This window comes from Leeuwenhoekiella parthenopeia (assembly GCF_020782115.1).
GTDB lineage: Bacteria > Bacteroidota > Bacteroidia > Flavobacteriales > Flavobacteriaceae > Leeuwenhoekiella > Leeuwenhoekiella parthenopeia.
In genome coordinates this window covers 43,702-56,993 of the sequence record NZ_JAJGMW010000003.1, presented here as the reverse complement: position 1 = coordinate 56,993, position 13,292 = coordinate 43,702, and the positions used below count along the sequence as shown (strand labels likewise).

Genomic DNA, 13,292 nt, shown 5'->3' with positions numbered 1-13,292 from the left:
ATACAGCGCGTGGCGTGACCCAGTCCCCAGTTAAGCGGTGCAACGAGTATGTTTTTTTGAGTATTCACAGCTACAAAAATGGAACTTCACTGATACTTAAATGTTTCCGTTAGATTATCAAACTATTAAAATATAGAGCGTTTTTAACCGAATTATCACTTTCGCTTAATCTGAGAGTTGTATAATCGAAAATATTTCAGTCTAAAAAAAGCTGCAAATTGAATATCCCGGAGAATAGCTTTAGCTAGATAACGGCATTTGCAGGAGTACCCGTATATTTGAGGCCGTTTTTAATTTTAATACTAAGGCTTTGGGAAGCAAAAATAAACTGAAGCGTTTCAGGGAAAATGAGACGTTTAGCAACGTGGTTCAGCCCACCCGTGAGGAAATCACCGATGGGAACTTCAAACTTAAGGGTAACTGGAACCGCGATTTTTTTAAAAGCGACAAACCCCTGGTTCTTGAGCTGGGTTGCGGCAAAGGAGAGTATACGGTGGGCCTGGCGCAGCGTTTTCCCGATAAAAACTTTTTAGGCATTGACATCAAAGGTGCCCGTTTCTGGCGCGGGGCCAAAACCGCTTTGGAAGAGCATATTGATAATGCCGGTTTTCTGCGTACTCAGATTGAATTGGTAGATCAGGCTTTTGCAGCAAACGAGGTTTCTGAGATCTGGATTACCTTTCCCGATCCTCAAATCAAATACAAGCGCACCAAGCACCGAATGACCAACTTCGAATTTCTGGAGCGCTACAAAACTATTCTTAAGCCAGACGGACTCATGCATCTTAAAACCGACTCTGAGTTTATGCATGGCTACACGCTGGGATTGCTCCACGGTTTGGGTCACGAGGTGCTTTATGCGCATCATGACATCTACAGCAATCATATGGCACCAAAAGAAGTGGTTGACATTCAGACTTTTTACGAAAAACAGTATCTTGAACAGGATAAAGCGATTACCTATATCAAGTTTAAGATCAATTAACCGCCTTTGGAAATAACCAAGCTTTTCTTTATCACCTATTTTGCTGCCTTGCTGGGTGTATTGCCACCGGGGCTGGTCAATATGTCTGTGGCTAAAACCTGCGTGCACCGGGGTATGCGCAATGGCGTATTGGTGGCAATTGGCGCTTCGGTAGTGGTGATGCTTCAGGCTTTTTTTGCAGTACTGTTGGCCCGTTATATTTTTAGTAATGAGGCCGTGCGCAATACACTGTTTCGAACCGGGATTGTGATTTTTGGTATTCTTGCGGTCTATTTCTTTATCAAGGCCAAAAAGAATAAAGTGAAAGACGTAAAAATTCCGAAACACAGCGGAAGACGCAGTTTCTGGAAGGGTGTGTTTGTGGCAACAATAAATGTATTGCCGCTACCGTATTTTTGTGCCATTAGCGCTGCTTTAAACATCACGAGCAAAGGCCAGGCCGGTATTCTCGAAGTGGGCCTGTTTGTACTGGCCGCAGCGGCAGGCACTTTTACCTCCCTGTATGTCTACGTGGTAGGATTTAACCGTATTCAGCATGAGCCGCGCAACTTTGCCAAATATTCCAATTATTTTATGGCGGGGCTTATGATTATCCTGGTGCTCATCACCTTATTCAGAATGTAATATGCCAAAGCCCGAAACACTTAACTTTTTTAACCGGGTTTATGAGGTGGCAAAGCGTATTCCGTATGGCAGGGTGACTTCTTACGGAGCGATTGCCCGGTATCTGGGTGCTGCAGGCAGTGCCCGAATGGTGGGTTATGCGCTAAATGGTTCGGTAAACCGTGAAGATGTACCTGCGCACCGGGTGCTTAACCGCAATGGCCTGCTTACCGGCAAGCATCATTTTCCGGGGACCAATCTGATGCAGCAGTTGCTCGAGAGTGAAGGCCACGAGGTTGAAGGGGATAAACTGCAAAACTTTGACGAGAAGTTTTGGGACCCAGTGACCGAATTGGGATTTTCCTAGAATTTCACACATTTCCGGCCTTATTTTATCCCTTCAGTAAAGACCAGGAAGTCTTTTAGTTTCTGAAGTTTTCGGCCTATATTTGCATTTTAGAATTAATCTAATTAAGAAGTTGTGAAATTAGAAAAACAAGCCCTTTTAGAAGCTTTAAAAACCATCAGCGTACCCGGTGAAGGTGAGGATATGGTGAGTAGTGGTGCCGTGACTAATGTGGTTACTTTTGGCGATGAGGTTATCGTAGATGTAACCATAAAAAACCCAAGTCTGCAGGCCAAGAAGAAAACCGAAGTGGAGATTATGAAAGCCATTCATGCCGAAGTGCATCAGAAGGCTAAAGTAAAGGTAAACGTACGGGTTGACGCTCCTGAAAAGCAGCAGAAAAACGAAATCAAAGGGAAACCCATTCCCGGTATACAAAATATTATTGCAGTAGCTTCCGGTAAAGGTGGGGTTGGTAAATCTACCATCACTGCAAACCTGGCCGTAAGCCTGCAAAAAATGGGCTTTAAAGTAGGTATCCTTGATGCTGATATCTACGGGCCATCTATCCCGATGATGTTTGATGTGCAGGAAGAGAAACCCCTTTCTGTAAAAGTAGACGGGAAACAAAAGATGAAACCTGTGGAGAGTTACGGCGTAAAAGTGCTTTCAATAGGCTTTTTTACCCGTCCTGATCAGGCGGTGGTATGGCGCGGGCCGATGGCTTCAAAAGCTTTAAATCAAATGATTTTTGACGCAGCCTGGGGTGAACTTGATTTTCTTCTGGTTGACCTGCCTCCGGGTACCGGCGACATTCACCTGAGTATTGTACAGGCGATGCCTATTACCGGTGCTGTTGTGGTGAGTACGCCGCAAAATGTAGCTTTGGCAGATGCCAAAAAAGGTGTTGCGATGTTTCAGCAGGAAAGTATAAACGTTCCGGTTCTTGGAATTGTAGAAAATATGGCCTGGTTTACTCCCGAAGAATTACCGGATAACAAGTATTACATCTTCGGAAAGGAAGGTGCCCGTAATCTGGCCGAAGACTTAAACGTGCCGCTTCTGGCGCAGATTCCTTTGGTACAAAGCATTCGTGAAGCCGGTGATGTGGGAAGACCTGCTGCATTGCAGGAAAATACTATATTAGCCAAAGCTTTTGAAGAAATGACTCGCAACAGCGTAGAACAGCTTGTTAAACGCAATACCGATTTGCCACCTACCGAGGCGGTTAAAATCACGACAATGGCGGGTTGTGCCGCAGTTAAAAAATAGTGCTATGACAGATTTAGAATTAAAAGGTAAGGTAGAGGCAGCTCTCGAAGAAATACGTCCTTTTTTACAAAGTGACGGCGGGGATATCGCTTTGCTGGCCATCGAAGACGGGCGCACCGTTAAAGTACAGCTTGAAGGAGCCTGCGTAGGATGCAGCGTTAATCAAATGACTTTAAAAAGCGGCGTTGAAATGACCATTAAAAAACACGCGCCACAAATTGAAGAGGTGATCAATATTACCGCTTAAGACGCATATTCAATAATCTATACAACTGTCCGGTATTTTTCCGGGCAGTTTTTTTATGTCTTATATTAAGCGTAATTTGAACATTTAATATATATTTAGATCTTTAAAATTAGGATTATGGGTCACTCTAACGGAAGGCGTACTGCCTTAAAAAATATCGCATTGGCAACATCAGGAGCAAGCCTTGGGCTTACCGCACTTAGCTGTAAGACCGAAACTAAAGAAGAGCCAGAGGAGCTTGTGAGCGAGGAAGCAACAGCATTGAAAGGGAATATCAACCACGCGGCCTGCTACTGGTGCTATGGCAGTATGCCGCTTGACAGTTTTGCACAGGGAGCGGCAGCGATTGGGCTTAAAGGCATCGACTTACTCAAACCCGAAGAGTGGGATACCGTTGACCAGTATGGACTCAAATGCTCGGTAGCTACAGATACCTTTGCGAATATCGAAAATGGCTTTAATGATCCCGGCAATCACACAGATCTTCAGGCTAAATATGCGGAGCTTATTGATAAGGCAGCAGCCAAAGGAATTAAAAACGTTATTGTTTTTTCAGGAAACCGAAGGGAGTTGTCTGACGAAGAAGGTATCGCCAATTGTGCTGAAGGTCTTCAGCCACTTGTAAAGCAAGCCGAAGAAAAAGGCGTCATTTTGATAATGGAATTGCTTAACAGCAAGGTTGATCATAAAGATTACCAATGCGATCATACCGCCTGGGGAGCCCAATTGTGTGAACGCATTGGTTCAGAGCATTTTAAATTGCTTTACGACATTTACCATATGCAAATTATGGAAGGGGATGTGATACGTACCATACAGGATTACAACCAGTATATCGCGCATTATCATACCGGAGGTGTACCCGGCAGAAACGAGATCAATGACAGTCAGGAATTGAATTATCCTGCCATTATGAAGGCCATTCTGGATACCGGCTATACCGGTTATGTTGCGCAGGAATTTATACCTACATACGACGATAAGCTCGCCGCTTTACGGGAAGGTGTGCGTATTTGTGATGTATAGTACTAATCCTATTAAATCACTAGACTTTAGAAGGGCTTAATCCGTAGTTTTTCTTAATTTTGCGCTCTGAAATGGCTTACCTTACGGGGAGTCTCTTAATCGCCTAAGGGCATAATCGTATTTGTCATGCAAGACATCACAATCACCGTAATTGACCGGGAAGGAGTTGCTCACGCGCTTGAAGCTCCAACAGATATGAATTTAAACCTTATGGAAGTGTGCAAGATGTACGAACTTCCGGTTGAAGGTACCTGTGGTGGTATGGCGATGTGCGCTTCCTGCCAGTGCTATGTACTTTCAGATCATAAGCTGAATGAAATGGGTTACGATGAGGAAGCTATGCTTTCGGAAGCTTTTCACGTAGAAGACAACAGCCGCCTCGGCTGCCAGATTCCCATTACTCCAGATCTTAACGGACTCGAAGTAAAACTGGCGCCCGAGAGTTAAGCCGAAACTTTAAGGGTATCGGTCTAATTCGTTTTAAGAATTTCCAGCGCTATAGGAAGTAAGCGTTCTACAAACTTTGCATAGGCCTTTTCGGAAGGATGCAGGGCATCTAGCGCTACAAGTTCGGGATCTTCAATGCCTTTTCGGGTGATATCTGTGATATTGAGAAAGCTCACGTCAGACGAAGTTGCGATGTTTTCGGCAGCTTCGTTAAACGCGTTGATTTCGGCTGTTATTTCTTCCGGGTTTGTAGTGCTTTGACCGAAAGGCGTAAACGCATAATCGGGAATGGAAAGTACCACAACCCGATCCCGGTCACCTTTGGCCAGCTTTACTGCGGTTTCCAGCAATTCTTTAAACTGAATTTTATAGGTTTCCAGGCTTCCGCCCTGATATTGATTATTTACTCCGATAAGCAGGGTTACCAAATCCTGATTTTGAGCAGGGTTTTCCCCTTTAATGGCCTGTATGAGACTTTCGGTACGCCAGCCCGTTCGGGCAATGATTTTGACAGACAAATCAGCTTGTGTTTCGTTTTTAAAAGCGGTTTTGAGCTGCATCGGGTAATTACAGGTCTCGCATACGCTTTCACCTATGGTATAGCTATCTCCCAGAGCCAGATAGTTATACGTTCCGCTTAGCTCTGTATCAGGATTTGGAGACGCCGGAGTTTCGGCCGGGGTTTCGGTTTGAGGTTCAAAGCCCGAAACATCATCGCCTGCGGCACAACCCACACATAAAAATGCTGCAAACAGTATTTGTACCCAAGTTTTCATACTTCAATTTACGGGATTCGGGCCGGTTCGGTTTTATAATCGATGAGTTTTTGTGGACCTTCCAGCAACACGCGAACAATCTTAAGAACCCCGTCGTCTGTAGTGGCTATTTGCCATTTGATGAGTGAAATAAAGCCGTTTTCAATCTCCAGACCTGTGATGCTTCGGGGGTGCACGCAGCTTCCGTCATTAAAATAGGCGATATCGCCCGGTTCGGGAAAGCGGGGCCGGTGCGTATGGCCGGTTATGGTAAACTGATTGTTGCGCTCTAAAATCCACTTTTTGGTGCGGCGTTCTACCTTTATGAGTTCCAGATAGTTTTTAGCGGGACTCGTGGGGTCAGATATTCCGGCGCCTTGCAAGGGTCGCCACAACACCCGAACCATAAACCGGTTAAAACGCCAGCCTATATAATTCATCCAGTCGGCCTGATGGCCGTGGCATAAAAAGAGCTCCTGCCCGGTTTGCTCGTGCTTCAGTATTAAGGCTTCGTGTACTTGAATCCCCGGGAAAAGCGGTCGTTCCTCACCTGTTCTTCGGTCAAAATGCGAATGCAGATTTTTTTTGACCTGCGACGGGTTTTTGTAAATCATATCGTGGTTGCCCCAAACCAGATGCAATCTGTTTTCCAGATAAAATTTACGCATCAGTTCGTAGACATTTTGATGGGACTCGTACAGGGTAGAAAAATGCAGATTTTCCCAAAGCTCATCGCCATCTCCCAGTTCACAATAGGTAAATCCGTTTTTATAATACTGCTGGAGGGCATGAAAGTAGGTGTTGCGGTTGTTTGCAAAATCATCTGCACCACTGTTGTCCCCGCGATGGCAATCGCTAAAAAGTATAAACTTATCCGTATCGTTAAACGGAATTACACTTGCATCTTTAAATGCCCGGTCAAAACGGCTTCTTGAAGACATCTGCTATCGTATACAATACCTTAAATATACGATATGTGTGTTTACGCGGTTACTTTCGGGTTGATTTCCTTCTCGATACCATTCCACAAAATGATACGCTTTTTAAGTGCGGTAACAGCGGTTTGACGGGCTTCTTCCCACTTCATCAAATCTGTACCACAAAGCTCTTCAATCATTTTAAGAGCCATAGGACCGTGCTCGTCACCATCAAGTTCTATATGACGGTCAAAGTAGTATTTAAACAGGGTAAGATCTTCCTGAGGGAAGTTTTTGATGATATTCCCAATGATTTGGGTAAACATATCGGGGATGAGGTCTTCCCGGCCAAAGGTAAAAGCGGCAGCGATTTTATGCGATTTTCCTTCTGAAATGGTTTCAAAGGTAAAGCGTAAAAATTCCTTAACACTTTCGGGAATGTCGCTTACGGCAATAACCAGAAATATGTCGGTACCGTGCGTGATGTGGTTTAGGAAGGTGTTGATCTGATCTAAAGACGCTTCCGATTTTTTCATAGCATCCAGATACATCTCAAAGTGGCTCTGGCGTTTTCCATCCTTATTGATGTCTGTCTCTTCTGCCAGAACAATCTCGTTGATTAGGTAGCGCACCTCAGGATTTCCAAGGGGGTACCAGGGCGTTGAAACTTTAGTCAGGTCGTATTGCAATGCTTTAAGCAGTGACATAAAATCCCACACAGCAAAAACATGATGCTGCATAAACGTTTTTAAATCCTCAGGAGTTTTCAGCTTTTTGTAGAGACTGTGATTAAGAAGCTCTTCCTGAAAAGGGGCAATCGCTTTTTCTATATCCTGTATCATCGCAATTAATTTTTGGCAAAATTAATAAACGTCAGCAATACACCTGTACATTTTGGTTAGATAATATCTATCATGCGATTACTTAAAAGCATTTAGGCCGGTAATGTCAAGCCCTGTAATAAGCAGGTGGATGTCGTGTGTGCCTTCATAGGTTACCACGCTTTCCAGATTCATCATATGGCGCATAATGCTGTACTCGCCGGTAATGCCCATTCCGCCAAGGATTTGACGGGCATCGCGTGCGACTTTTAAGGCCATATCTACATTGTTGCGTTTGGCCATTGAAATTTGCGCTGAAGTAGCTTTGCCTTCATTGCGTAAAGTTCCCAGACGCCAGGCAAGGAGCTGGGCTTTGGTGATTTCGGTAATCATTTCGGCCAATTTTTTCTGCTGAAGCTGAAAGGCACCAATGGGTTTGCCAAATTGCTGGCGTTCTTTCGCGTAGCGCAAAGCGGTATCGTAGCAGTCCATAGCAGCACCTATCGCACCCCAGGCTATACCGAAGCGGGCAGAATCTAAACACAATAAAGGAGCTCCGAGTCCCGATTTATTGGGCAACAGGTTTTCTTTGGGAACCTTTACATTGTCGAAAATGAGTTCGCCGGTGGCGCTTGCCCGCAACGACCATTTGTTATGCGTTTCGGGCGTTGAGAACCCTTCCATACCACGCTCGACGATGAGCCCATGAATGCGGCCTTCTTCACTTTTTGCCCAGACCACAGCGATATCGGCAAACGGCGAATTGGAAATCCACATTTTTGCACCGTTCAGGATATAATGGTCACCGGCATCTTTAAAGTTGGTCACCATCCCGCCGGGATTGGAGCCGTGATCGGGTTCGGTGAGGCCAAAACATCCCATAAACTCCCCGCTGGCGAGTTTGGGTAAGTATTTTTTACGCTGCTCTTCAGAACCAAATTTGTAAATGGGGTACATCACCAGCGACGATTGTACCGAAGCTGTAGAGCGTACGCCACTGTCTCCGCGTTCAATCTCCTGCATAATGAGGCCATACGCGATTTGGTCCAGGCCGGCACCGCCGTATTCTTCAGGAATGTAGGGACCAAAAGCGCCTATTTCAGCTAAACCGCCTATGATTTGTTTGGGGAATTCTGCTTTTTGAGCCGCTTCTTCAATAATAGGCGAAACTTCCCGCTTAACCCAGTCGCGTGCTGCGCTGCGCACCAGTTTATGTTCGTCGGTTAGCAGGTCGTCAATGTTGTAGTAATCGGGTGATTCAAAAAGATCAGGTTTCATAGGCGCTGTTGTTAAACTCTAAAGTTTTATAAGCTTTCACTAAAGATGATGTAATGAATGCTGTTGTATTTCTGCTAAATTTAGAAAAATGCTAAAACCTATGCTACTCCAAACGGAAATTTAAGAAGGATAACGGGCTACATTTTAAGGTAAAAATCCCTGACCAGATTTTGGTAGGCTTCGGTGTACTGATGCCGTGCAGTTTCGATAATCAGATTATCTTCCTGTAATGAGGCTTTAGCATTGCGCGAAAAGGCAAGAAGCGTACGCTTTGCAGGCACTTCAGGATTTCCCTGAACGCGGGTGATCTTAAAAGGATACAGGTTTGCTTTCGCCGCCAGGCTTATGAACTCCTCTTCCCGCATTTGCGGAATAATCACGCAAAAAACACCTGTTTCCTCCAGAAGCTGGTTTACCGAAGCAACCAAAAGTTCAAAAGGCATCGCGTCTTCAAAACGGGCCTGCTCCCGGGCAGAGCCCTGCTGCTCCTCAAGGTGGGTACTACCCTCAAAATAGGGCGGATTGCACACAATAAGATCGTAGGTGTCTTCAATTTCGGTAGCAAATTCATAGAGATGGGCGTGATAACAAAAGAGGCGATCACCCCAGGATGAGGCTTCAAAATTGTCAACCGCCTGCTCGTAGGCGTCTTCATCCAGTTCGAGGGCGTCAATCACTTCGGCATCTGAGCACTGCGCAAGCATCAGTGCGATGACTCCCGTGCCGGTACCGATGTCGAGTATCGAAAAAGGATTTTGATGTACAGGCGCCCAGGCTCCAAGCAATACCCCGTCTGTGCCAATCTTCATCGCGCAGCGGTCCTGATTAACCGTAAATTGTTTGAATTTGAAGGGTTTTGACACAGAGCTGTATTTATCTAATGGAGATTACTCCATTTAGTTTTAAGTTCTAACAAATGAGCACAATACGTTGAATTCTCATCTTTTCGGAAAAAGGCAAGGGGACCAAGTAGGAGATCAGTTTGTTTAAGGAAGTCATTTCCAATAATTTGAAATGCTAAATTACTATCAAGACTACTGTGAAGAAAAAAAGCAGAAAATGAGTCAATTTTTCTTAAAATCAGATTTACTTTATTCTTATTTCGACTATCTAGTGCAGTCATCTTATCATAAAAGCTGCGATGATGTTGATAGAGATTTTCAGAAATAGGATTTTCTTGAAGATTCCTCCAGATAATTGGAAATGAGTTTGGTAAATGATCGTTTATTAAGGCTTCAATACTTTCTTGAATTTCATTTTGAAAGTATTTAACTTGGTTTAAAGTTTCTACTCTTATTTCTTTATTTCGCTTGTCAAGAATGTCATTTTGAATAAACTCAATCTGGTTAAAATTTCTAGCCTGATTTTCTTGAGAAATTCTTAGTTGTCTTAGGGTAATCCAAAATGCAGAGACTATCAAGCATAATCTGTATAACTCGGAGTATTTTAGAGCAGAATTATAGATGTTATTTAAGCTTACATTCAACTCAGTTTTTGAATCGAAAGTAAGATCAGTTGATAATGCAGATATTAATAATATTAGAGATAAAATGCTTAGAACAAATGAAAGTAATTTTAGAAGATAAATAAGCTTTCGCATTTGTATTAAAGATAAATAGCAATCAATCCTTCGGGCGTATCGAGCGTAATGGTTTTGGTGCTGCGGTCTACTTTTTTGATAAAGTCGTCGTTGACGGGGATAAGGACTTCTTTGCCGTTGTGATCAATTTCAAATAAAGCCTGTGCGGTATTGTCGTTGATCCCGGTGATAATACCTACTTCCCCATAGTAAACGTCTTTTACGGTAAAACCGATAACCTCGTGATAGTAAAATTTAGTACCGTCCAGTTGGGGTAACATAGAAAGCGGCAGGTAGAGTTCTGCATTGACCAGGTCATCTGCATCTTCTTCGGTATTTACGTCTTCAAAATCGATGCGGAGCAGTGTAGATTTGTGCAGTTGTGCACTACGAATAAAAAAAGGAACCAGATTGCCGTTAAAATCGACAAAAACTGATTCCAATTCTTCGTAAACCTCGGGTTCGTCTGTATCTAGCTTAGCCAGTAACTCACCCTTAAAGCTGAATTTTCGCACGATTTTGCCCAGATAGAAACATTCTTCTTTGCGCATCGTGAACGAGTATTACTTAGCTTCTTCTTCGTTGTTCTCTTCAGAAGCAGGAGCTTCTTCAGTAGCAGCTTCAGGAGCTTCTACGGCTTCTTCCTCTTGAGGTTGAGCAGCGGCGATACGAGCTTCATTAGCAGCTTTTTCAGCAGCTAAAGCCTCTTTACGTACCTTTTGCTGTTCTTTAGAAAGGTTTTCTTTTTTTGCATCAATTTTAGATGCTTTTTCTTCAACCCAGGCGTTGAACTTTTCTTCAGCCTGCTCTTCGGTTAATGCGCCTTTACGCACACCACCGGCAAGGTGATTTTTAAGCAATACCCCAGTGTAAGAAAGTAAACGTTTTGCAGTTTCGGTAGGCTGAGCCCCGTTTTGCAACCATTTTACAGATGAATCTACGTCCAGGTCAATAGTCGCAGGATTGGTGTTTGGATTGTAAGTTCCTAGTTTTTCTAAGAATTTACCATCACGTTTAGCACGCGTGTCTGCGGCTACTACCCAGTAAAAAGGTTTTCCTTTTTTACCGTGTCTTTGTAATCTGATTTTTACTGGCATAAAAATTAATTTTTGGGGTACCCGACCCCGGTTATAATTTAAAAATAAGCCCTCTGCCTAACGTTAAGCAGATTGCTCTCTTTATTGAGGGCGCAAATATACTACAATTTTCTGTTTGTCAATGCGTTTAAAGCCCGTAAAATTAGTAATTTGCAGTCCCTTAATTACATTGTTGATGATCAGGCCTTTTCTTTTTGCTATTTTGAGTCTGTTGTTGGTATCCTGTGCAGATGACGTCACCTTCAATACCCCTGCATTTCAAGGTATTAAAGACACCCTTTTTTTTAAGGCTGTGGGTACCCGCGCTCAACTAACCGATGCAAATGAGGTAATCATCTCAGGAAGTCTCAACGGCGAGCGTGTAGATCTTAAGTTGCCGGCTTACGGGACCGGAGTATTTGATCTTAGTGCAGGCTCTGCCGCCATAGCCGATTTTTACGAGGCAGATGGCAAGCAATACAGTACCCGTTTTGACGGCGAAGGTGAGGTTGTGGTTGAGCGCATTGATGATAGTTTGTATACCGGTTCGTTTCGGTTTAGGGCTGTAGCACCTGCAGATGATACTGAAGTCTATTTTACACGGGGTTATTTTTACGAGGTACCTTTTCTTAAAGAACCACCACCACCTGTAATTCTTCCGGTTGTGGAGAGCGCTTTTGGCTGTAAAATTCAGGGGAATCCCTTTACGCCTGAAGTGAGCTATTCTTCTGAAGCTAACGGGATCATCATCGGGGTGGGTAGCACAAACTCGGTGATCGTTCGTTTGCGCTTTCCGCGAAATATAGAGCCCGGGATTTATGACCTAACCGATTTTAATGTGAACAGCCCCTATCAGGCTTCTTACATTTCGGGAGCATTCAATCCTCAGGTGCAGTCGGGCACGGTTACTATAATTTCTAACAACATTGCTCAAAAATCTGTTGGCGGAACCTTTCAGTTTACAGCTCAGGGTGCGGCTACCGTTCAGATTACCGATGGTTTTTTTGGATTTAATTACTAAAACCGGCTTATTGAGGTTTTTCAATTTTCCTTTTCCTAAATAACACTTCTTTATCAATCTTTTAGGTTAGGGTTGAGTAGTTTAGCTTTTTAATCGCATCACACCCAACGACCGCTTGAATACGAAATTTCTTTTTTTTGCCCGTGCAGGTCTTTTTGCAAAGGCTGTGCTTTTTTTGGCTATTGGCGTTTTTACTTCAATGGCTGCATTCAATCTGGGTGGGTTTAAGGCCGGAAGTTTTACGCTGATGAATTTCTTAGCCGGGAACACTTTAGGCAGAGCCCTGCTCATTTTATGGGCTATAGCCTTATCGGGTTATGTGTTTTGGCGTGTTTTTGAAAGTATCGCAGATCGCCGTGAGTTCGGAAATGATTTAACCGGAATCGCAGAACGAATTGGTTTTGGTTTTGGCGGACTGGTTTACGCTTTTCTGGCTGTGAGTGCCCTGTTTGTTGCTTTAAATCCGGAAACATCATCCTGGCTGAAGGAGACCGATATGCAACAACTTATTCAATCTGATCTGGGTAAATACACGATCATGGCTATCGCAGTAGGTATGCTCGGCGCCACATTAAATGAGTTTTACATCGCCATTTCCCGAAAGTTTGCCAAAACCATAAGGATTGAAAACCTAAATCCGCTTTACAAAAACCTCATTTTAATCTGCGGAATGACAGGCTATGCTTCCCGTGGCATTACCCTGGGTATCGCTTCGTTTTTATTGTGGGACTCGGCTTTTACCAATCGGGATCTGGAGGATACCAATAAAGAAGCTGCCTTCTCGGTTATGGAATATTTATTTGGCAACTGGACACTTGGTGTAATTGCCCTGGGTTTTATTATTTATGCTTGCTACGTTTTTGTTGAAGTACGCTATCGAAATCTCCAGACCTTTAGAAAAAACCCCAGACACTAGCCC

General features: G+C 43.8%; 17 protein-coding genes. 9 read left to right on the top strand and 8 right to left on the bottom strand.

Annotated features, from left to right (window positions below; translation table 11 throughout):
• The first annotated feature begins 310 nt into the window (after positions 1-310).
• The 7 genes from trmB to LLW17_RS02860 all read left to right on the top strand — a co-directional run bounded on the left by trmB (position 311) and on the right by LLW17_RS02860 (position 4,926).
• Positions 311-985 (top strand): tRNA (guanosine(46)-N7)-methyltransferase TrmB, encoded by a 675-nt coding sequence (trmB, locus tag LLW17_RS02890; RefSeq protein WP_228228766.1) that lies wholly within the window; start codon positions 311-313, stop codon positions 983-985.
• Between the two features lie 6 nt (positions 986-991).
• Positions 992-1,609: a LysE family translocator gene (locus LLW17_RS02885; protein WP_228228765.1), complete on the top strand. Its 618-nt coding sequence runs from the start codon at positions 992-994 to the stop codon at positions 1,607-1,609.
• A gap of 1 nt (position 1,610) precedes the next feature.
• Positions 1,611-1,955: an MGMT family protein gene (locus LLW17_RS02880; RefSeq protein WP_228228764.1), complete on the top strand. Its 345-nt coding sequence runs from the start codon at positions 1,611-1,613 to the stop codon at positions 1,953-1,955.
• Between the two features lie 114 nt (positions 1,956-2,069).
• A complete protein-coding gene (locus LLW17_RS02875; RefSeq protein ID WP_228228763.1) occupies positions 2,070-3,206 on the top strand; it encodes an Mrp/NBP35 family ATP-binding protein in 1,137 nt (378 codons plus the stop codon).
• Between the two features lie 4 nt (positions 3,207-3,210).
• Positions 3,211-3,453: a NifU family protein gene (locus LLW17_RS02870; RefSeq protein ID WP_099645655.1), complete on the top strand. Its 243-nt coding sequence runs from the start codon at positions 3,211-3,213 to the stop codon at positions 3,451-3,453.
• 117 nt (positions 3,454-3,570) lie between these two features.
• On the top strand, positions 3,571-4,479 hold the full coding sequence (locus tag LLW17_RS02865) for a hydroxypyruvate isomerase family protein (RefSeq protein WP_228228762.1): 909 nt from the start codon (positions 3,571-3,573) through the stop codon (positions 4,477-4,479).
• A 126-nt stretch (positions 4,480-4,605) separates the two neighbouring features.
• Entirely contained in the window at positions 4,606-4,926 is a 321-nt protein-coding gene (locus tag LLW17_RS02860) for a 2Fe-2S iron-sulfur cluster-binding protein (protein ID WP_099645657.1), read from the top strand.
• Between the two features lie 23 nt (positions 4,927-4,949).
• On the opposite strand, the gene LLW17_RS02855 is transcribed toward LLW17_RS02860, so the two are convergent.
• The 8 genes from LLW17_RS02855 to LLW17_RS02820 all read right to left on the bottom strand — a co-directional run bounded on the left by LLW17_RS02855 (position 4,950) and on the right by LLW17_RS02820 (position 11,373).
• On the bottom strand, positions 4,950-5,702 hold the full coding sequence (locus LLW17_RS02855) for an SGNH/GDSL hydrolase family protein (protein ID WP_228228761.1): 753 nt from the start codon (positions 5,700-5,702) through the stop codon (positions 4,950-4,952).
• Positions 5,703-5,710: 8 nt separating this feature from the next.
• Positions 5,711-6,622 carry a metallophosphoesterase gene (locus LLW17_RS02850; RefSeq protein WP_228228760.1) on the bottom strand — a complete coding sequence of 304 codons (912 nt, stop codon included), beginning with the start codon at positions 6,620-6,622 and terminating at the stop codon, positions 5,711-5,713.
• Between the two features lie 41 nt (positions 6,623-6,663).
• Positions 6,664-7,440, bottom strand: a complete 777-nt coding sequence (locus LLW17_RS02845) for a DUF3050 domain-containing protein (RefSeq protein ID WP_228228759.1) — start codon at positions 7,438-7,440, stop codon at positions 6,664-6,666.
• Between the two features lie 78 nt (positions 7,441-7,518).
• Positions 7,519-8,697, bottom strand: coding sequence for an acyl-CoA dehydrogenase family protein (locus LLW17_RS02840; RefSeq protein WP_228228758.1), 1,179 nt, complete (start codon positions 8,695-8,697; stop codon positions 7,519-7,521).
• Positions 8,698-8,834: 137 nt separating this feature from the next.
• Entirely contained in the window at positions 8,835-9,506 is a 672-nt protein-coding gene (locus tag LLW17_RS02835; RefSeq protein WP_228228985.1) for a tRNA1(Val) (adenine(37)-N6)-methyltransferase, read from the bottom strand.
• 68 nt (positions 9,507-9,574) lie between these two features.
• Positions 9,575-10,117 (bottom strand): hypothetical protein, encoded by a 543-nt coding sequence (locus tag LLW17_RS02830; RefSeq protein ID WP_228228757.1) that lies wholly within the window; start codon positions 10,115-10,117, stop codon positions 9,575-9,577.
• Between the two features lie 185 nt (positions 10,118-10,302).
• Positions 10,303-10,827, bottom strand: coding sequence for a ribosome maturation factor RimM (rimM, locus tag LLW17_RS02825; RefSeq protein WP_228228756.1), 525 nt, complete (start codon positions 10,825-10,827; stop codon positions 10,303-10,305).
• A gap of 12 nt (positions 10,828-10,839) precedes the next feature.
• Complete coding sequence (locus tag LLW17_RS02820) at positions 10,840-11,373, bottom strand: 30S ribosomal protein S16 (protein WP_228228755.1); 534 nt, start codon at positions 11,371-11,373, stop codon at positions 10,840-10,842.
• 175 nt (positions 11,374-11,548) lie between these two features.
• Between LLW17_RS02820 and LLW17_RS02815 the strand changes: the two genes are divergently transcribed.
• Both LLW17_RS02815 and LLW17_RS02810 read left to right on the top strand, forming a co-directional pair.
• The gene (locus LLW17_RS02815) at positions 11,549-12,373 is read left to right on the top strand and encodes a DUF6252 domain-containing protein (RefSeq protein ID WP_228228754.1); all 825 of its coding nucleotides are present in this window, start codon (positions 11,549-11,551) and stop codon (positions 12,371-12,373) included.
• 115 nt (positions 12,374-12,488) lie between these two features.
• Entirely contained in the window at positions 12,489-13,289 is an 801-nt protein-coding gene (locus LLW17_RS02810; RefSeq protein WP_228228753.1) for a DUF1206 domain-containing protein, read from the top strand.
• The last annotated feature ends 3 nt before the right edge of the window (positions 13,290-13,292 follow it).

What these genes read in the sequence shown, in the direction of transcription:
- LLW17_RS02870 (WP_099645655.1), top strand. Translation starts at nt 3,211, where the DNA reads ATGACAGATTTAGAATTAAAAGGTAAGGTAGAGGCAGCTCTCGAAGAA.
- LLW17_RS02880 (WP_228228764.1), top strand. Translation starts at nt 1,611, where the DNA reads ATGCCAAAGCCCGAAACACTTAACTTTTTTAACCGGGTTTATGAGGTG.
- LLW17_RS02865 (WP_228228762.1), top strand. Translation starts at nt 3,571, where the DNA reads ATGGGTCACTCTAACGGAAGGCGTACTGCCTTAAAAAATATCGCATTG.
- LLW17_RS02850 (WP_228228760.1), bottom strand. Translation starts at nt 6,622, where the DNA reads ATGTCTTCAAGAAGCCGTTTTGACCGGGCATTTAAAGATGCAAGTGTA.
- LLW17_RS02860 (WP_099645657.1), top strand. Translation starts at nt 4,606, where the DNA reads ATGCAAGACATCACAATCACCGTAATTGACCGGGAAGGAGTTGCTCAC.
- LLW17_RS02855 (WP_228228761.1), bottom strand. Translation starts at nt 5,702, where the DNA reads ATGAAAACTTGGGTACAAATACTGTTTGCAGCATTTTTATGTGTGGGT.
- LLW17_RS02845 (WP_228228759.1), bottom strand. Translation starts at nt 7,440, where the DNA reads ATGATACAGGATATAGAAAAAGCGATTGCCCCTTTTCAGGAAGAGCTT.
- LLW17_RS02820 (WP_228228755.1), bottom strand. Translation starts at nt 11,373, where the DNA reads ATGCCAGTAAAAATCAGATTACAAAGACACGGTAAAAAAGGAAAACCT.
- LLW17_RS02840 (WP_228228758.1), bottom strand. Translation starts at nt 8,697, where the DNA reads ATGAAACCTGATCTTTTTGAATCACCCGATTACTACAACATTGACGAC.
- rimM (WP_228228756.1), bottom strand. Translation starts at nt 10,827, where the DNA reads ATGCGCAAAGAAGAATGTTTCTATCTGGGCAAAATCGTGCGAAAATTC.
- LLW17_RS02835 (WP_228228985.1), bottom strand. Translation starts at nt 9,506, where the DNA reads ATGAAGATTGGCACAGACGGGGTATTGCTTGGAGCCTGGGCGCCTGTA.
- LLW17_RS02815 (WP_228228754.1), top strand. Translation starts at nt 11,549, where the DNA reads ATGATCAGGCCTTTTCTTTTTGCTATTTTGAGTCTGTTGTTGGTATCC.